Annotated in this window: 16 protein-coding genes; 7 read left to right on the top strand and 9 right to left on the bottom strand. The window is 51.0% G+C overall.

Translation table 11 applies throughout. The features are described from left to right. Positions 1-18: 18 nt before the first annotated feature. The 4 genes from mglB to folE all read right to left on the bottom strand — a co-directional run bounded on the left by mglB (position 19) and on the right by folE (position 4,320). Positions 19-1,017 carry a galactose/glucose ABC transporter substrate-binding protein MglB gene (gene mglB, locus On2M_RS07380; RefSeq protein WP_003027399.1) on the bottom strand — a complete coding sequence of 333 codons (999 nt, stop codon included), beginning with the start codon at positions 1,015-1,017 and terminating at the stop codon, positions 19-21. A gap of 295 nt (positions 1,018-1,312) precedes the next feature. Further along, a complete protein-coding gene (galS, locus tag On2M_RS07375; RefSeq protein WP_151219832.1) occupies positions 1,313-2,335 on the bottom strand; it encodes an HTH-type transcriptional regulator GalS in 1,023 nt (340 codons plus the stop codon). Between the two features lie 144 nt (positions 2,336-2,479). After that, on the bottom strand, positions 2,480-3,637 hold the full coding sequence (gene yeiB, locus On2M_RS07370) for a DUF418 domain-containing protein YeiB (RefSeq protein WP_210904562.1): 1,158 nt from the start codon (positions 3,635-3,637) through the stop codon (positions 2,480-2,482). Positions 3,638-3,651: 14 nt separating this feature from the next. Continuing rightward, on the bottom strand, positions 3,652-4,320 hold the full coding sequence (folE, locus tag On2M_RS07365; protein WP_003027410.1) for a GTP cyclohydrolase I FolE: 669 nt from the start codon (positions 4,318-4,320) through the stop codon (positions 3,652-3,654). Between the two features lie 321 nt (positions 4,321-4,641). Between folE and fghA the strand changes: the two genes are divergently transcribed. Further along, the gene (fghA, locus tag On2M_RS07360; RefSeq protein ID WP_187253413.1) at positions 4,642-5,478 is read left to right on the top strand and encodes an S-formylglutathione hydrolase; all 837 of its coding nucleotides are present in this window, start codon (positions 4,642-4,644) and stop codon (positions 5,476-5,478) included. Here fghA and On2M_RS07355 read toward each other — a convergent pair whose 3' ends face one another. Continuing rightward, the gene (locus On2M_RS07355; RefSeq protein WP_151219835.1) at positions 5,479-5,868 is read right to left on the bottom strand and encodes a helix-turn-helix domain-containing protein; all 390 of its coding nucleotides are present in this window, start codon (positions 5,866-5,868) and stop codon (positions 5,479-5,481) included. After that, positions 5,846-7,228, bottom strand: a complete 1,383-nt coding sequence (locus On2M_RS07350; RefSeq protein ID WP_151219836.1) for an L-serine ammonia-lyase — start codon at positions 7,226-7,228, stop codon at positions 5,846-5,848. The genes On2M_RS07355 and On2M_RS07350 overlap by 23 nt, the downstream gene beginning before the upstream one ends. A 215-nt stretch (positions 7,229-7,443) precedes the next feature. Here On2M_RS07350 and serB point away from each other — a divergent pair, with 215 nt between their 5' ends. The 3 genes from serB to On2M_RS07335 all read left to right on the top strand — a co-directional run bounded on the left by serB (position 7,444) and on the right by On2M_RS07335 (position 12,009). After that, positions 7,444-8,331: a phosphoserine phosphatase SerB gene (gene serB / locus On2M_RS07345; RefSeq protein WP_151219837.1), complete on the top strand. Its 888-nt coding sequence runs from the start codon at positions 7,444-7,446 to the stop codon at positions 8,329-8,331. A 30-nt stretch (positions 8,332-8,361) separates the two neighbouring features. Beyond that, the gene (locus tag On2M_RS07340; protein WP_151219838.1) at positions 8,362-9,684 is read left to right on the top strand and encodes an MFS transporter; all 1,323 of its coding nucleotides are present in this window, start codon (positions 8,362-8,364) and stop codon (positions 9,682-9,684) included. A 339-nt stretch (positions 9,685-10,023) separates the two neighbouring features. Continuing rightward, the gene (locus On2M_RS07335) at positions 10,024-12,009 is read left to right on the top strand and encodes a ligand-gated channel protein (protein WP_151219839.1); all 1,986 of its coding nucleotides are present in this window, start codon (positions 10,024-10,026) and stop codon (positions 12,007-12,009) included. Between the two features lie 63 nt (positions 12,010-12,072). On the opposite strand, the gene lysP is transcribed toward On2M_RS07335, so the two are convergent. Next, positions 12,073-13,542 (bottom strand): amino acid permease, encoded by a 1,470-nt coding sequence (gene lysP, locus On2M_RS07330; protein WP_210904561.1) that lies wholly within the window; start codon positions 13,540-13,542, stop codon positions 12,073-12,075. Positions 13,543-13,737: 195 nt separating this feature from the next. Next, positions 13,738-14,619 carry a DNA-binding transcriptional regulator YeiE gene (gene yieE, locus On2M_RS07325; RefSeq protein WP_151219840.1) on the bottom strand — a complete coding sequence of 294 codons (882 nt, stop codon included), beginning with the start codon at positions 14,617-14,619 and terminating at the stop codon, positions 13,738-13,740. Between the two features lie 119 nt (positions 14,620-14,738). On the opposite strand from yieE, the gene On2M_RS07320 reads away from it, so the two are divergent. The 3 genes from On2M_RS07320 to On2M_RS07310 all read left to right on the top strand — a co-directional run bounded on the left by On2M_RS07320 (position 14,739) and on the right by On2M_RS07310 (position 17,802). Continuing rightward, positions 14,739-15,788: a YeiH family protein gene (locus On2M_RS07320; RefSeq protein ID WP_151219841.1), complete on the top strand. Its 1,050-nt coding sequence runs from the start codon at positions 14,739-14,741 to the stop codon at positions 15,786-15,788. A gap of 65 nt (positions 15,789-15,853) precedes the next feature. Beyond that, positions 15,854-16,711: a deoxyribonuclease IV gene (gene nfo, locus On2M_RS07315; RefSeq protein ID WP_151224731.1), complete on the top strand. Its 858-nt coding sequence runs from the start codon at positions 15,854-15,856 to the stop codon at positions 16,709-16,711. 2 nt (positions 16,712-16,713) lie between these two features. Continuing rightward, the gene (locus On2M_RS07310; protein ID WP_151219843.1) at positions 16,714-17,802 is read left to right on the top strand and encodes a sugar kinase; all 1,089 of its coding nucleotides are present in this window, start codon (positions 16,714-16,716) and stop codon (positions 17,800-17,802) included. Between the two features lie 46 nt (positions 17,803-17,848). Here the strand turns inward: On2M_RS07310 and On2M_RS07305 are convergent, their stop codons facing one another. Then, a complete protein-coding gene (locus On2M_RS07305; RefSeq protein WP_187258698.1) occupies positions 17,849-19,099 on the bottom strand; it encodes a NupC/NupG family nucleoside CNT transporter in 1,251 nt (416 codons plus the stop codon). Between the last annotated feature and the right edge of the window lie 10 nt (positions 19,100-19,109).

Below are 19,109 nucleotides of genomic sequence, written 5' to 3'. Positions count from 1 at the left end.
CGCCCACAGACGGAGTATTTACTTATTGGTAAACTCTGCCAGATTATCTTTATCAACACCTACGTACGGAACACGAACAATTTTGTTCTCAATTTTCCAGTTGGTGCCATCAGCCGCACCTTTGCCATCAGCAAGGTTTTTCGCCAGATCAAAGGTAGCTTTCGCCTGGTTGTTAGCATCGTTCAGCACGGTACCGGCCATAGCGCCAGATTTCACCAGCGCCAGTGCTTCAGGCAGGGCATCCACGCCAAATACCGGTACGCTGGTTTTGTTATGTGCCTTCAGCGCTTCAACTGCGCCCATTGCCATCGCATCGTTGTTGGCGATAACCACTTCGATTTTGTTCGCGTTCGGACCGGACATCCACGCATCCATCTTATCTTTCGCCTGAGCGGTATCCCACATTGCAGTATCTAACTGCAGTTGCTCAGTTTTAATGCCTTTGTCGTTCAGCTCTTTAATCACGTAAGTAGTACGTGCTTCAGCATCCGGGTGTCCCGGTTCGCCTTTCAGCAGAACAAACTGAATTTTGCCGTCTTTGTTCAGGTCCCAGTTCGGGTTAGCTGCCCAGTGTTTAGCAATCAAATCACCCTGAATAATACCGGACTCTTTAGAGTCAGTACCGACATAATACGCTTTGTCATAGCTGTCCAGCGCCTTGCGAGAAGGTTCTTTGTTGAAGAACACGATCGGTACGTTCTGCCCGCGTGCTTTTTCAATGACCGTGCCTGCCGCTGCCGGGTCAACCAGGTTAATCGCCAGTGCTTTAACGCCTTTTGCCAGCAGCACGTCGATCTGATCGTTTTGTTTGGACTGGTCGTTCTGCGAGTCGTTCATCAGCAGCTGTACATCTGGCGCCGCTTTGGCATCTTTTTCAATAGCCTTACGTACTACTGACATAAAGTTATCGTCATACTTATAGATAGTCACACCAATGCGGGTATCAGCAGCGTGCGCAGCCGCGCCGAATAACATGCTTGCCATTACAGCAGACAGGGTCAACACCTTCTTATTCATGGTATCTCCGGTTTTAATATGCAGGGTAGTACTTGAGATAAATGCTCGGCAGGCAGAACGTTACTGAAGTGTTACTGAACGCCGAAGCTCACTTTTAAAAATATTTCTTCCGTGTCTGGCAACGCTCCAAAAACAGGCTTTATTAGTTGTTTAAGGCAGCTATACCTCGATGAAAGTGATTATTCACCGTTACATAGTAGTTACAGCGCAACAAACAGTGTCATCATAGCTATCGCATTGTTAATATACTGTGAATTTACTCACATATTGAAAGCGGTTACATCGCGCTGAGTTATTAGTTAGTGATCGATGCCGCATTCTGCCGCAGCGCCACTGAATGGCGACGTACCAGCGTCGGCATAAAGCAATGCGTCGCCTGCGGATCTAACGTACCTGCCGCCCCTTGTAACGCGAGCTCCGTCGCCATTTTTGCCATTGAGGCAATGGGATAACGCACGGTGGTCAGTTGCGGATCGGTGTAACGTGCGATGGGAATATCATCGAAGCCAATGATTGAAAGGTGTAATGGAATAGCAATACCGTTATCTTTTAGCGCGGTCAGCGCGCCGGCAGCCATATTGTCGTTGTAGGCGAACACCGCCGTCAGTTGTAAATTGCGCCCCAGCAGTTCCACCATCGCAGATTCTCCGCCCTGCATATCGGGCGAACCGGTGCCGACCCAGCTTTCTGCCGCCACTATCCCCTGCTCATTCAGGGCGCTTAACCATCCCTCTTTACGCATGGCATCATCTTCAATGCGGTGGCTTGATGCCAGATACCCGATGCGTTGATGACCATTATTAAGCAACATGCGGGTCGCCATTTTGGCACCGCTGATGTTATCCAGGCAGACGCAACGATGGGCGTAACCCGGCACCAGGCGGTTGATCAGCACCATGCCAGGGATCTGATCCATAAACTCAGCCAGCTCCCGATCGCTCAGTGCTTTAGAGTGAACAATCAGTGCGTTACAGCGTTGACGAATCAACACTTCAATGGCGTGGCGTTCTTTTTCAGCCTCATGGTAGCTGTTGCCAATCAGGACGTACTTCTGATGCTGTTGGGCAACCATATCCACGGCTTTTACCAGCGCGCCAAAAAATGCGTCTGAAACATCCATGACCACAACGCCAATTGTGTCGCTCACCTGCGTCGCCAGCGCTTGCGCGTTGGCATTCGGTCGATAGCCCAACTGAGTGACCGCCTTCATTACCGCTTCACGCGTATCGGGACTCACCAGCGCGCTGTTATTCAGTACGCGGGAAACAGTCGCGACCGAAACGCCAGACTGCCGTGCTACATCACGGATGGTTACCATATTCACTGCCCTGTTTTAGATTGCGGTTAACCGCAGACACCCCAGGCTGGATATTTTGTCAGCACAATGAAATGGGCTGCGTGAGTGAGGTCACAGGAATGAAAGCGCTTACATCCATTTTGTTAATGAATGTGATCCAGATCGTTATCTGGATGTACGAGGCAATGACGTCCCCGCCGCACGCAGAGTTAATTGGCGCCACAACCACTCCACCGGGCCCTGCCGGTAAAAACGTAGCCATATGACGGAGAACAGCAGATTTACGGCCCAGACCGGAATGACGAAATACAGCAGCTCCAGCCGGTCGAATTTCATAAACAAGCCCGCCTGGTAAAACAGCGTGGTACAGATTAAGGTCTGTAACAGATAGTTGGTTAGCGCCATGCGCCCCACGCAGGCGATGGCAATGACCCATTTTAAGCGGCTAAGCTGCGGCCAGAAACCGAACATCAGCGCTGCGTAACCAAGGGTCTGCAACGGCGCGCCCAACTCTCGCGGGGCTTGTAACAGGAAAGCACACCAGCGGTAGGCCCAGTCCAGTTGCCACTGAGCGATGATAGCAGGCAGGTTAATCGCCATCCCTGTAATGATCAGCAGCACGCCGGTACGTCTATAGTGCTGCAAACTATACTGTCCTTTTAGCCAGCCGCTGCGCATTAATGCTGCGCCGAGCAGCATCATCCCCGCCAGTTGCCAGCCGTACTGCGCACCCAACGCCAGCAAGCTATTGGACATCATATCCACGCGATTGCTGACTGCTTCCATTCCGCCGTTCACCTTCCAGTATTTTTCATACAGCAACGCTGAAGCATCCGGTGTCCAGGCGCGACTGGTCTCACTCCCAGAGATCACGCCCAGCAGCAGCAGTACGCCAACGCCCACCAAATAAAGCAGCACGCCGGTATTAAATAAACTTTTTACCGACGGCGCATCACGGATCAACCGCCAACAAATCAGGCCGATTAAGCCATATGCCAGCAGAATATCGCCATCCCAGAAGAGTAAACCGTGAATAAAACCCAATAGCACCATCAGCGTAAGCCGCGACTGGATCCAGCGTTTACCGCGTGGGAGCAGCATTTGCAGACCAGCACCGAACAGCAGCGCAAAAAGCGTGAGGAATTTTACCTGCGCAAAGAGATCGAGCAGCGCCCAGGTCCAGGCGTCGGATAAGGTGATGTTGCCATACCACGCGGGATTGAGGTATGCCGCCTTTGGCAGGCCAAAGGCGCTAATATTGAGAAGCAGGATACCCAGGATGGCGACGCCACGAATAAAATCCAGCGTGACATTACGCTCCATGGTCCCTGCCCCGATCAGTTGTGGTGGCGTACTGCGCGCAGGAATTCCTGACGCGTGTTCTGGCTGGACTTAAACAATCCGCCAAGAGACGTGGTCGTGGTCGCGCTGGTCGCATCACGAATGCCGCGCGCTTTCACACAGTAATGCACCGCATCAATCGACACTGCTACATTGTTCGTCCCGAGCAGCGTTTGCAGCGCAGTGAGAATTTGCTGAGTCAGGCGTTCCTGTACCTGCGGACGCTGAGCGAAGAACTGCACAATGCGGTTAATCTTCGACAGACCAATGACCGAATCTTTCGGGATGTACGCCACTGTCGCCTTGCCATCGATAGTGACAAAGTGGTGTTCGCAGGTGCTGGTCAGCGTGATATCGCGGACCGTGACCATCTCATCCACCTTCATTTTGTTTTCAATGACGGTGATTTTCGGGAAGTTGGCGTAATCGAGGCCGGAGAAAATCTCATCAACATACATTTTCGCAATGCGATGCGGAGTTTCCATCAAACTGTCATCGCTCAAATCAAGGTTGAGCAATTGCATAATCTCGGTCATATGACCTGAGATCAGACGTTTGCGCGTTTCGTTATCCATCTCTTGCACGGGCGGGCGCAGTGGTGTTTCAAGACCACGCGCCACCAGCGCTTCATGAACCAGGGCCGCTTCTTTACTGAGTGATGACATTTCTTCTTCTCCTGCAGGTGGGGCGCCTCTGCCCTGCATGGGGCAAAGTTTTTAGGCTGTGTCACAGCCAGAACATTGTGCGTGAGGCGGCGCACATAATCCAGTATTCACCGCGATAATTATTGAAATTGGCACAGCCTTTCAGCGTAGCAATTTCACTTACTGTTTAGCCCGGTGATATCGAGTGTTAATGTAAAGTTATATAGATGATGAAGTATGTTTGCTCAATGCGGAAGTGAAAGTTACTCACGGTGCAATGAATAATCTGTATTATGGTGAGTTCGCAAACACATTCAGGTTCAACACAACAAGGAGCCACGCATGGAAATGCTTGAAGAGCACCGCTGTTTTGAAGGTTGGCAGCAACGCTGGCGTCACGACTCCGCCACGCTAAATTGCGCTATGACCTTCAGTATTTTTCTTCCCCCACCCCGCGATAACGCCCCGCCTCCGGTGCTGTACTGGCTGTCAGGTTTGACCTGCAATGATGAAAACTTCACGACGAAAGCCGGGGCGCAACGCATCGCGGCTGAACTGGGTATAGTCCTGGTGATGCCGGACACCAGCCCGCGTGGCGAGCAGGTTGCCAACGATGAGGGTTACGATTTAGGTCAGGGAGCCGGTTTTTACCTTAATGCCACCCAGCAGCCGTGGGCAAGCCATTTTCGCATGTATGACTATCTGCGTGACGAACTGCCGGCACTGATTCAGTCTCAGTTTAACGTCAGCGATCGCTGCGCGATCAGCGGGCATTCTATGGGCGGTCACGGCGCATTAATTATGGCGCTGAAAAATCCCGGGAAATACACCAGTGTTTCCGCCTTTGCGCCGATCGTAAATCCTTGCCGCGTTCCCTGGGGCGAGAAAGCCTTCAATGCTTATCTGGGTGAAGATAAATCGCTGTGGGCCGAATGGGATAGCTGCGCGTTAATGTTGGCCAGCAAGCCCGCAGATGCGATTCCAACGCTGATTGATCAGGGTGACAGCGATCAGTTTCTTGCCGATCAGTTGCAGCCCGCGGTACTGGCCGAAACAGCACGTCAAACCGCATGGCCAATGACGCTGCGCATCCAGCCCGGTTATGACCACAGCTATTACTTTATTGCGTCGTTTATCGAGGATCACCTGCGATTCCACGCCCAGTATTTGCTGAAGTGATCACCAGTAAAGGGTATTTTCTATTGCCGCGCTGTAGCTCATCTCTTCTGACTGCGGCGCGGACGCTTTACGATTTAGATCGGCCGCCTGTTGGCGTACCTGTAATCGCCCCACGCTCTCACCGCCTTCATGACCTTCATTAAAATTACGCACTTCAGACTCGAATAAGATTGCATCCAGGTGATGCAACTTATTCAGTGCACGCAACAGGGAGATAAGCGTATCAAGATTCAATCCCCCACCTTTCTCAATTCGTTTAATGGTTGCAATCCCCACCTGAGCACTGTCGGCAAACTGCTGCTGGGTCAGGGCCAAGGAAATCCGCGTTTCCCGGATACGCGCGCATAATGACAAGATGATTTCATCATTATTCATGGTGTGATATTTCATGCCACTCTCTCCGTTTTCTGGGCTGAATTTTTCCCAGACAGCCATGATACGTTTCACGGTATTTCGCGCTCATGTCTTTACCCGTTTCATACATAGCTGCAATTACCTCATCGAGCGAAACGCATGGCTCACTGATGCGGCTTATCGCCATCGTTGCGGCGTTAATTGCTTTTACTGACGAAATCGCGTTGCGTTCAACACAGGGAATTTGTACCTGCCCGCCAACCGGATCGCAGGTAAGCCCCAGATGATGTTCCATGGCAATTTCTGCGGCGCTCAGCACCTGACCGACTGAGGCCCCCATCAGTTCTGCTAAGCCGGCTGCCGCCATCGAACTTGCCACGCCGATCTCCCCCTGACACCCGACCTCAGAACCTAAAATAGAGGCATTTTGTTTGAACAGTAACGCGATGGCGCCAGCGGTAAGAAAAAAGCGGGTAACCGATGCGTTATCCAGTTCACAGATAAACTTATCGTACCAACTAAGGACCGCCGGGATGATACCGCTCGCGCCATTAGTCGGCGCGGTCACCACCCGCCCACCGGCGGCATTCTCCTCACTGACGGCAATCGCAAAGGCATTGACCCAGTTGAGGTTGGTGAGAAAGTCGTTAGCAGAGGGTCTCATTGCCAGTGATTTATGCAATGCGCAAGCTCTGCGCGGTACCTGATACGGCCCCGGCAACAGCCCCTCAGTATGCAGACCGCGATGGACTGCCTGCTGCATAATCGCCCAAACGTACGAAAAATAGTCATGCAACGCCGCCTGGGAATGCACCTGTAACTCATTTTTCATCATTAATGCCGCAACGGATAAACCATTGCGCTGACACAGATCCTGCAGTTGCGCCGCATGCTGAAAAGCAAAAGGATATACGTTTTCTTGCGCCGCTGTCTCGGGCGTCGACGCGCCGGGTTTACGAACCTGTCCGGCGCCGGTTGAAAACCATGTTTCTTCATACAACGTAAAATAATCATCCCGGGCGCGAAACGTCATCGCATAGGGATGACCGGCATGCGGTTGCTGATTAGCCAGAATCGTCACCGTCACGGCAACTGAAGGAGAGAGCAGCAAAATACCGTTCTGTTCAGCACGTTTAATGGCCTCCATTTGCTGACGTAAATCAACATCATCCGGCTGGTTACCCAACAGCCCCAGATAAAGAGCGATATCAACGTTATGACACTTGCGGCTTAATGAGAGCGCACCGTATAGCTCAACCTCGATTTCTCGCGTTAGCGGTAAGATCTCCTGTAGCTTTAATTGTGAAATGAAGTTAAACGCGGCACGCATTGGCCCTACTGTTCTTGAACTGGAAGGCCCAATGACGACTTTAAAAATATCAATACAACTTTCCATTTTAGACCCATCCTGTTAGTCAAAATAGAATATACCGCCAGTAGCAACAGACCGTGACGTGTATATCAAAAATGATACCTTTCAGACTTTGTTTATTTATTGGTATAAAAAACAATACTATTTTTTCTTTTTTTTAACATTCACATCTGTGATAAAGCAGGATTCAATCGCCACCCCCTACTATTACAATAACCTTAATTTACAGGAGTGACATAATGGCAATTATTTATTTTATTAGTGCAAAAGAACCTGAAAAACTGCAGGCATGGTTGCATGAAACGTTTCTAAATCGCGATACAAAAGAAAATCAGTGCACACTGGAACAATCACATATAACGCACATCAATAAATCATATTTTAAATTGTCAATACCAGATAAATCATTCACAAATGAAATATATAAAAAACTGCGAATCACGTCATTCGCTCAGCAGTTTGATTTTTTCATTAAACCGCAAATCATTCCAGCGAAAGGAATTATTGCATTCGACATGGACTCGACATTTATCGAAGAAGAAGGTGTCGATGAAATTGCGCGCGTGCTCGGCATCTCCGCACAGATAGCAGAGCTGACGAAGCAGGCGATGGAAGGAAAGCTGGATTTCAATAGCAGCTTTACCCGGCGCATCGGGATGTTAAAAGGAACCCATATCGATGTGATTAATGCCGTATGCGATCAAATGACCGCTTCTCCCGGCATTACCACTATTTTGCCCATTCTCAAACAGAAAGGATTTAAATCGGCGATCATTTCTGGTGGTTTAGACATTTTTACTCGCAGGTTACAGGAAAAATATCATCTGGATTATGTTTTTTCTAATACCGTTGAAATCAGGGACGGTAAACTGACAGATAATATCGCTGCGCCTATCATGAATGCAGATAATAAACAAAAAACATTGGAGCGACTCGCCAATACATTGCAGATACCGCAGCATAATATTATCGCCTGCGGTGATGGCGCTAACGATATTCCCATGCTGACATATGCAGGCACGGGGATTGCTTGGAAAGCTAAACCGGCGGTCAGAGAGTTAATAACAAATCAAATTAACTTTCACGGATTCGAGTCACTTTTGTTCTTGATCGAAAATGGATTATAACCCACGAGCACTGCCTGAAGGGAAACTCATATGAGCTTAAAATCGTTTATATTCAGCCAGACTGATAAGCCGGTTGTAAAAGAAAAACAAGAGATTGACCATACTTACAAAAAATTCAGGATAGAGATCATTACCTCGGTTTTTATCTCTTACGCTGTCTTTTATTTAACGCGTAAAAACTTTTCAGCGGCCATGCCGGCAATGTTGTCTGATACCGCTCTGACTGCAGAAGATTTTGCCATCATGTCTTCACTGTTTTACATCCTGTATGGGTCAATGAAGTTTGTTGGCGGCATGCTGGTTGATAAAATCAATCCGAAAGCCATGACCGGCCCGGTGCTCATTGGCGTTGGGATCGTCAATATTCTTTTTGGTTTTTCCGACAGCGTCGCTGCGTTTTATGTGCTGTACAGCCTCAACGCCATTCTCCAGGGCACCAGTTTTCCGCCAATGGCAAAGATCATGGCATCCTGGTTTTCCAAAAATGAACGTGGGCGTTGGTGGGCGGTCGTTGAGGCGGCGCATAATATCGGCGGCAGTCTCGCCCCACTGTTGACCAGTTTTGCGATTGTCTGGAGCGGCAGCTGGAAAATGGGTTTTTATGTGCCGGGCGCGATCTCCCTGCTGATGGGGATTGTTGCACTCTTTACGATTAAAGACCGTCCCGGGACCTTAGGTTTGCCTAACGTTGGAGAATGGCGCAATGATCCGACAGAACTTGCCCAGGTTAAGGCCAGTCCAGTTAACCTCTCCTTTTGGCAGATTTTCGTTAAATATATCCTGATTAACCCGCTGGTATGGATTATTATCATCGGCGATATGTCTGTTTATATTGCCCGCACCATTCTCAACGACTGGCCGCAAATTTACTATTCGCAGGTACATGGCTGGAGCCTGATTAAGGCCAACTCCATTATCTCGTGGTTTGAAGGCGGTGGACTTGCCGGAGGACTACTGGCGGGTTACTTATCGGACTTTATGTTTAAAAGTAATCGCTGGATGACAGGACTAATATTCGCCTTAATGCTGTGCGTGTGTATTACCTTAATCCCAGTGGTACAGGATACTTCATATACCATTACGGCGATACTCTTCACCATAATGGGGTTCGCCCTGTACGGCCCGCATATGCTTTTTGCCGTCGGTTGTCTGGATGTTACTCATAAAGATGCAGCGGGATCGATAACCGGCTTCCGGGGATTATTTAGCTATGTCGGCGCGGCATTAGCAGGCGTACCGGTGATATTAGTGAAGAATAGCTGGGAGTGGTCTGGTGTTTATCTGTATGCCGTGATCGCCATCCTGTTAACAACCCTGTCACTGGCCTTACTCGCCAAATTCCATCGGCTATAAGCCAGCCAAAACAGGACAGCGGTGTTATAGCCGCTGTCCTTAAGTCAAAAACGTAAGCCATTCTTCAGCATCAAAAAGGTTTCCCCTCTTCATTCGTCTCGCTTTCATTACTTTTTCTCCTTTTTTCTCACTCCATTATCTTATTGATTAAAAAGCATTTCCCTCGAAATAAAATCAAACACAAATGATTTCTATTATCATTTGTGTTTACAAAAATTAATGATTTTGTACAATCACCCCGCTTCTTTACTGAAAAGAGTCCTTAAAAGACAAATACATACAATTGTCATGGCCTTTCACATGACGCGCAGTTTGATTCATTTAAATGGAATGATACAAATGACTATACCTCACGTTAAGGCTGTAGCTGCCGCAGTATGCGTCGCCAGTCTCCCATCACTCGGCCATGCCGCAGAACAAGACACCGTGGTAGTAACAGCTACCGGCTTTGAGCAGAAAATACAGGATGCTCCGGCGTCGATATCTGTTATTACCAAGCAGCAGATCGAAGATAAAGCCTATCGCGATGTCACCGATGCGCTAAAAGATGTCCCTGGCGTCGTCGTCACCGGCGGGGGGAGCAGCAGCGACATCAGTATTCGCGGTATGGCTTCGCAATACACGCTCTTCCTGGTCAACGGTAAACGCATCAGCACCCGCGGCACACGCCCGAACAGCGACAATTCAGGTATTGAGCAAGGTTGGCTGCCGCCGCTGGAATCCATCGAGCGTATTGAAGTCATCCGTGGCCCGATGTCGTCCCTGTATGGTTCCGATGCGATGGGCGGCGTCATTAACGTCATCACCAAGAAAGTCTCGAATACCAAAGCCTGGACCGGCTCTCTGCACGGCGACGCCACGTTCCAGGAGGACAGAGACTCCGGCGATATTTACCAGACCAACGCCTATGCGTCCGGGCCACTGATTGACGGATTACTTGGTGCGAAGGTGACCGGGTTATTCTCCCATCGGGCGGAAGATAAAATCCTCAATGGCTACAATGAACAGCGTATGCGTAACGGAGGGTTAACCCTGAACTTTACGCCAGATGATAAAAATGACGTCGACTTCGATTACGCTCGTGAATTGCAAGACCGCGACAGTACGCCGGGCAAATCTATGGCTGAGGAAAACTGCCGCAACGGAAGCTGTAAGCCCAACAGTAAAAGCGAAAGCAAGTATGTACACACGACCTATTCCTTAACCCACAGTGGTTATTACGACGACTTCAACTCCACCAGCTATGTCCAGCAGGAAGAGAGCGAAAACCCGGGTCGCCAGATGAAGTCTTACAACACGATTTTCAATAACCAGAATCAGGTCTTCCTCGGGGCGCACACCCTGACGTTAGGCGGGCAATACCGTTATGAGAAATTGCGTGATAACGGGAATCAGCTACAAGCTGCTGATGGGCTGAACAAACTGACCCGCTGGAGCTGGGCGTTGTTTGCTGAAGATGAATGGGCCGTTACCGATACCTTTACGTTGACCGGTGGTCTGCGTATGGATAAAGATGAAAACTACGGTGACAACTGGACGCCGCGCGGCTATGGCGTATGGCATCTGAGCGATCAATGGACCTTAAAAGGCGGCGTTTCGGCGGGCTACCGTGCGCCAGACCTGCGCCAGTCATCAGCAAACTGGGGACAGGTCACCGGCGGCGGACGTCTGAACGGAATCATTGTCGGCAATCCAGACCTGAAGCCGGAGAAAAGCCTCAGCGAAGAAATCGGCTTACTGTGGGATAACGGCGACAACCTCAACGCAGGCGTCACCCTGTTCAATACCGACTTCAAAAACAAAATCACCGAGGTGCGTCGCTGTAACAGCAGTTCCGACCCGGCCTGTACTATCGGCAATACCACTTATGACTTCGTCAGCGATCGCGTTAACGTCGATAAAGCTAATATGCGCGGCGTAGAATCCACCTTCGGCTGGAAAATAACCTCCGACGTCAACTGGACGGCGAACTACACCTACACGGAATCTGAGCAGAAAAGCGGTCAGTTCTCCGGCCAGCCATTGAACAAAATGCCAAAGCATATGTTCAACACCACGCTGGACTGGCAGGCCACGCAGGATCTCGGTTTCTGGAGCCGCCTGAATCTGCGCGGGAAAACGTCTGAATACCTGAGCCGTACTTCTATGGCGCAGGGCACGCCGTCCTATACCCAGGTCGATGTGGGTTTACGCTACTATGCCACCAAGGATCTGTTGATGACTGCCGGCGTGTATAACGTGCTGGATAAGCAAATCGATTACGATACCTACGACACCGTCCTCGATGGTCGTCGTTACACGGTTGGCCTGACTTACAGCTTCTAAGTCTGGCGCAATAAAAAACCCCGGCACTCACCATGCCGGGGTTTTGTTATGCTTTTTATACTGTTATTTCTTCACGCGGCCCGGGAATTTCATTTCGCTATAGCGAACAAAATGGGTTCCTTTCGTCAGCTTATAGCCAAACCAGATAATCAGGAACAGTGGGATACCGATATAGGTAGCCATCACGCCGCCCCAGTCAATGCTGTCTTTCAGGAACGCTTCGTAGTTCTGACCGAGGGTAATAATCAGGCACAGCACAAAGGCGAAGATCGGCCCCAGCGGGAAGAAGCCAGAACGATACGGCAGATCTTTCACATCATGACCCTGCAGCACATAACCGCGACGGAAGCGATAGTGGCTAATGGCGATCCCCAGCCAGGCGATAAAGCCCGTCATCCCGGAGGTATTCAGCAACCACAGGTATACGGTCTGGTTGCCAAACATCGAGGTCAGGAAGCACAGCCCCGCCACCACGGTGGTAGCATACAACGCGTTACGCGGTACGCCGCCACAAGACAGTTTACCGAAAATACGTGGCGCTTTGCCGTCACATGCCAGGGTGTAAAGCATACGCGTGGAGGCATACATCCCGGAGTTACCCGCAGATAGCACTGCCGTCAGGATAACTGCGTTCATCACCGCCGCCGCAGACAGCAGACCCGCATGCTGGAATACCAGCGTGAACGGGCTAACGCTAATGTCTTTCACATCGTTACGCAGCAGGCTCGGATCGGTGTACGGAATGATCAGGCTGATAATCAAAATCGCGAACACATAGAACAGCAGGATTCGCCAGAACACCTGACGGACCGCACGTGGGATATTCTTCTCAGGATCTTCAGATTCGCCTGCCGCGATACCGATCAGCTCAGTTCCCTGGAAGGAGAAGCCAACGATCATCGCCACGCCAATCATCGCAGCAAAACCACCGGCAAACGGTGCATCACCGGTCGTCCAGTTGCTCCAGCCCACTGGCTGAGCGCCTTTGAAGATACCGAAAATCATCATCACGCCAACCACGATGAAGATAATGACGGTGGTCACTTTGATCAGTGAGAACCAGTATTCCGCCTCACCGAATCCGCGAACGGAAATGTAGTTCAGCAGGAAAATAACGCCGAGGAACAGCGCGCTCCAGATCCAGCCCGGCGTGTCCGGGAACCACCAGCTCATTACCAACTGTGCGGCCACCAGGTCAACGGCAATCGTTACTGCCCAGTTGTACCAGTAGTTCCACCCCAGCGCGAAACCAAAGCCTTCTTCTACATAGTTCTGACCGTAGGTGGAGAACGAGCCGGAAACCGGCATGTAGGCAGCCAGTTCACCGAGACTGGTCATCAGGAAGTACACCATCAGGCCAATCAGAATATAGGAAAACAGCGCGCCGCCAGGACCCGCCGCAGAAATGGTTGCACCAGATGCAACGAAAAGACCCGTACCGATGGAACCACCAATGGCGATCATCGTCAGGTGACGCGCCTTCAGTTCACGACGTAGCGTGGGCGCTTCTGTGGTTTTAGTTTCGGAAACCATGTGAAAATGCTATCCATCCAAAAAATGAGGCGCGATTGTAGCAGACGAAACGGCATTCTTCCGGCACAAATGCGCTGTTATAAGAGACCTTCATGACTGGCCGCGGATTATAAGTAAAGCAGAAAACAGAGGGTGCAAGGCGGTTAAAACGTAACCGCCATTATGCAAAAAGGAGTCATCACGACAGTGAACGTCTTATTCCCCCTGCTCTACCTGGTCGCTGTAGTGCAAAAAGCGCGTAATGGCATTGGAGATATGTTTTTGTCGATGATGAACACGCCATAGCGTGCGGACCAAATGCGGAAGCGGCACGGGAACTTCGCTCAGCGTTCCCGCCTGTAACTGCTCGGCAATGACCCGCCGCGACAAACAGCTGATCCCGAGACCATGGCGCACCGCATGCTTAATGGCCTCGGAGTTACCCAACTCCATTGCCATCTGAAATCTCGGTAAATGAGACAACAGCAGGTAATCCACCAGTTCACGCGTACCTGATCCTCGTTCACGCAGGATCCACGGCGAAGCAGCCAGCTGTTCCAGCGTAACGGGTCCCTTTGTCAGCGGTGACGACGGTGCCGCGAACACTACCAGCTCGTCTTCAAGCCACGGTTCAGAGATTATTTCCGTACTATGACACGGCCCTTCAATCAGCCCGATATCTACCCGGAAATCCAGTACCGCATTGATCACATCCTGGCTGTTGCCCACGCTAAGCTCCAGCGGCAAATCGGGGAAATCATGCCGATAGCGGGCAATCATGGCAGGCAGAATATAGTTGCCAATGGTGCTACTGGCATAAACCCGAATGGCACCATTATCTTCGCGGAAAAGCTGTTCGATTTCGGTCGTTTGCTCGAGTAGTGCCAGCGCCCGTGGGTAGAGCAAGCGCCCGTGCTCGTTGACTACCAGTCGTTTGCCCACCCGGTCAAAGAGCTGTACGCCAAGCTGTCCTTCCAGATCGGTAAGCGCGGCACTCACCGCCGACTGCGACAATGCCAGCATGACAGACGCCTGGGTCGTTGAGCCGCTTTTTAATACCTCAGCAAACACTTCAAGTTGTCGCAGGGTGATATGCATAGTCGTTTTCCACCGGATATCCGTCACTTACCACTTATAGAGATTAATTATAAATATATAATCAATTTTATTTTTATACCACTTCGCCGTACTCTTTTACCCAGATAAAGGAGAAGGATATGACAGAACTCACCTTGCAGACTCATCGTCGTACAGCGTGGCATTTTATTCCGGGGCTCGCCCTGAGTGCAGTTATCACTGGGGTCGCCTTATGGGGTGGATCCATTCCCGCCGTCGCAGGTGCCGGGTTCAGCGCCCTCACCCTGGCAATCTTACTGGGGATGGTTCTCGGCAATACCGTCTATCCGCACATCTGGAAAAGCTGTGACGGCGGTGTGCTGTTTGCTAAACAACATTTATTGCGTCTGGGGATTATCCTCTACGGGTTTCGCCTCACCTTCGCGCAAATTGCTGACGTTGGCGTCAGCGGTATCGTGATTGATGTGTTAACGCTAAGCAGTACCTTTATGATTGCCTGCTTCCTTGGGCAGAAAGTGTTTGGTCTGGACCGCCATACCAGTTGGCTGATTGGCGCGGGGAGCAGCATTTGTGGTGCCGCCGCCGTGCTGGCAACTGAACCGGTGGTGAAAGCGGAAGCCAGTAAGGTGACCGTCGCTGTCGCCACAGTGGTCATCTTCGGTACCATCGCTATCTTCCTGTATCCGGCGATGTACCCGCTACTGGCGCACTGGTTTAGCCCGGAAACCTACGGCATTTACATTGGTTCCACCATGCATGAAGTCGCTCAGGTTGTGGCTGCCGGTCACGCCATTAACCCGGATGCGGAAAACGCCGCGGTTATTGCCAAAATGCTGCGCGTCATGATGCTGGCACCGTTCCTTATCCTGTTGGCCGCTCGCGTTAAACAGCTTTCTCCGGCCACCGGTGGTGAGAAGAGCAAAATCACCATTCCGTGGTTTGCCATCCTGTTCATTGTGGTCGCGATTTTTAACTCGTTCCACTTTCTGCCGCAGTCGGTAGTGAATATGCTGGTAACACTGGATACCATTTTGCTGGCAATGGCGATGGCTGCACTGGGGCTGACCACTCACGTTAGCGCCCTGAAAAAAGCCGGTGCTAAACCGTTACTGATGGCCCTGCTGCTGTTTGTCTGGCTGATTGTGGGCGGTGGCGCGATTAACCTCGCTATCCACGCACTGATGGCATAAACGAGCACGACTCCCCCCCATTAACCCGCTATACTCTCCCCTTTTGAGTATGGCGGGTTTAATTTATGAAATATATTGGAGCGCACGTAAGCGCCGCTGGCGGTCTGGCTAACGCCGCTATTCGAGCCGCAGAAATCGAAGCGACCGCATTCGCCCTGTTCACCAAGAATCAGCGTCAGTGGCGTGCCGCGCCGCTGACCACCGAAATCATTGATGGTTTCAAATCTGCCTGCGAGAAGTATCACTATACTTCCGCGCAAATCCTGCCTCACGACAGCTACCTGATAAATCTCGGTCATCCGGTCAGCGATGCGCTGGAAAAATCACGCGAGGCGTTTATCGATGAAATGCAGCGCTGCGAACAGCTTGGCCTATCCCTGTTGAACTTTCACCCGGGCAGCCATTTGATGCAGATCCCGGAAGATGAATGTCTGGCGCGCATTGCCGAATCCATCAACATCGCCCTCGCCCAGACCCAGGGCGTTACAGCGGTAATTGAAAATACCGCCGGACAGGGCAGCAACCTTGGCTTTAAGTTTGAGCACCTGGCCGCCATTATCGACGGCGTAGAAGATAAATCCCGTGTCGGCGTCTGTATTGATACCTGCCACGCCTTCGCGGCCGGTTACGATTTGCGTTCCGTTGAGGAATGCGAAAAGACGTTTGCGGAATTCGAACGTATTGTCGGCTTCAAATATCTGCGCGGTATGCACCTGAACGACGCAAAGAGCACGTTTGGCAGCCGCGTTGACCGTCACCACAGCTTGGGTGAAGGCAATATTGGCCACGACGCATTCCGATGGATTATGCAGGACAATCGTTTTGACGGCATTCCGCTGGTGCTGGAAACCATTAATCCAGATATCTGGGCAGAAGAGATTGCCTGGCTGAAAGCCCAGCAAACAGAAAAAGCGGTGGCCTAATCATGAACGACAGGGAAAAGCAGATCCTTAAGATCCTGCGCCGCAATCCGTTGATTCAGCAGAATGAAATCGCCGATATTTTGCAGATCAGCCGTTCACGCGTCGCTGCGCATATTATGGATTTAATGCGTAAAGGCATGATCAAAGGTAAAGGTTATATCCTTACCGAACAGGATTATTGCGTGGTTGTAGGGGCTATCAACATGGATATCCGGGGTGTTGCAGACATCCATTATCCTCAGGCAGCCTCTAACCCTGGTAGCATTCATTGCTCAGCGGGCGGTGTAGGACGTAACATCGCCCACAACCTGGCGCTGCTGGGGCGCGACGTACATTTAATTTCCGCTGTTGGCAGTGACTTCTATGGCGAAACATTGCTGGAACAAACGCGTCAGGCTGGTGTTAACGTTTCCAGCTGCATTCGTCTGCATGGACACAATACCTCAACCTACCTGTCGATCGCTAATCAGCGGGAAGAGACCGTCCTGGCCATTAACGATACCCATATCCTGCAACAATTGACGCCGCAGTTGCTGAACAGTTCGCGAGATTTGATCCGCCATTCCGGTGTCGTACTGGCCGATTGCAATCTGACCGCCGAAGCCATTGAGTGGGTCTTTACTATTGCCGATGACATTCCGGTATTTATTGACACCGTTTCAGAGTTCAAAGCGGCAAAAATGAAGACCTGGTTTACGCGTATTCATACGCTTAAACCCACGCAGAAAGAGCTTGCGATTTTATGGGGCCAACCTATTCATACTGATGCGGATCGCGTACAGGCCGTCAATAGCCTGCATCAGCAAGGGGTAAAACGCATTTTTGTCTGCCTGGAAGATGAATCCGTTTTTTGCAGCGAAAAGGACGGCGAACAGTTTTTATTGACGCCGCCTGAGCATACGGTGGTAGACAGTTTTGGTGCCGATGACGCTTTTATGGCGGGATTACTGTACAGCTTTCTGGAAGGCAGTGAGTTTCGTGAAAGCGCGCGCTTTGCCATGGCCTGCGCGGCATTATCGCGGGCCAGCGTCAGTATCAACAACCCAACGCTCTCTGCGGATAACGCTCTGTATTTGCTGCAAACAGCTTGAATGTCTGCCGGATAGCGCTACGCTTATCCGGCCTACAAACTTTATTTTATGCCAGTCCGATAAAGAAACCGGCGATAGTGGCGCTCATCAGGTTCGACAGCGTTGCTGCTGCCAGCGCACGCATTCCAAGCTGCGCGATTTCCGGTGCACGCTGTGGCGCAATCGCCGAAAATGCCCCGACCACGACGCCAATCGAACCGAAGTTCGCGAAACCACACAGCGCAAACGAGATAATCGCGATGGTCTTCACGTCCAGCGTCCCGCCCGTTTGCAGATACGGCGAGAAGTTGAGATAAGCGACAAATTCGTTGATCGCCAGCTTCTGTCCAATCAAGCTACCTGCCAGCGTTGCATCACTCCAGTCCACGCCCATAATCCATGCCAGCGGGGCTAACACATAGCCAAAGATCCCTTCCAGAGTGGCATGCCCATAACCAAACCAACCACCAATTCCGCCGATAATACCGTTAATCAGCGCGATAATGGCGACAAATGCCATAACTACTGTCGCCACACCTGCGGCGATCTTCAGCCCGGTCATCGCCCCACTCGCCGCCGCCTCGATGATGCTTTTCGGTGGTGTTTCAGTAAATGACAGGTTTTCAAAGGTGACGCGAGATTCTTCCGTTGCCGGACTCAGCATACGCGCGAACAAAATACCGCCAGGGATTGCCATCAAGGATGCCGCCAACAAATAATCAATCGGGACGCCCATTCCGGCGTAACCAATCATCATTGAGCCAGCAATCGAGGCCATCCCGCTACAGATAGCGGTAAACAACTCATTGCGATTCAGGCGATCAATAAACGGTTTCACGATTGCCGGGATCTCGTTTTGCCCGAGGAAAATCGTGGTTACGGCGACAAATGACTCGATCTTACTGATATTCAGCGCCTTCTGGAAAATACCGCCGAGGATGCGGATCAACAGCCCCATCACGCCAATGTAGTAGAGCAGACTGATGAGTGCGGTCACAAAAATGATGGCCGGGAGCACCCGGAAGGCGAAAATAAACCCGGCCCCGTCAAACAGCACATCCATTTTTGGCCCAACCAGAGAGCCGAAGATAAATGCGCTACCTGCATCACTATATGACATCACCTTGTGCACGCCGAGCGCGGCCTGTTCAACCAGCCATTTTCCCGGCGGGAAATAGAGCATAATGCCGCCGATGGCTATTTGCAGTACCAGCGCAGCCCCAACAGTGCGCAGACTAATACGTTTTTTATTTACTGACAGCAGAAACGCGATGGCCAGTAATACCACCATACCCACAACACTTCTCATTATATCCATAATGAAATTC

The organism is Citrobacter sp. On2M, assembly GCF_018035235.1.
Lineage (GTDB): Bacteria > Pseudomonadota > Gammaproteobacteria > Enterobacterales > Enterobacteriaceae > Citrobacter > Citrobacter meridianamericanus.
Note: the sequence above shows the minus strand (reverse complement) of the source record. Positions and strands in the feature narration are given on the sequence as shown.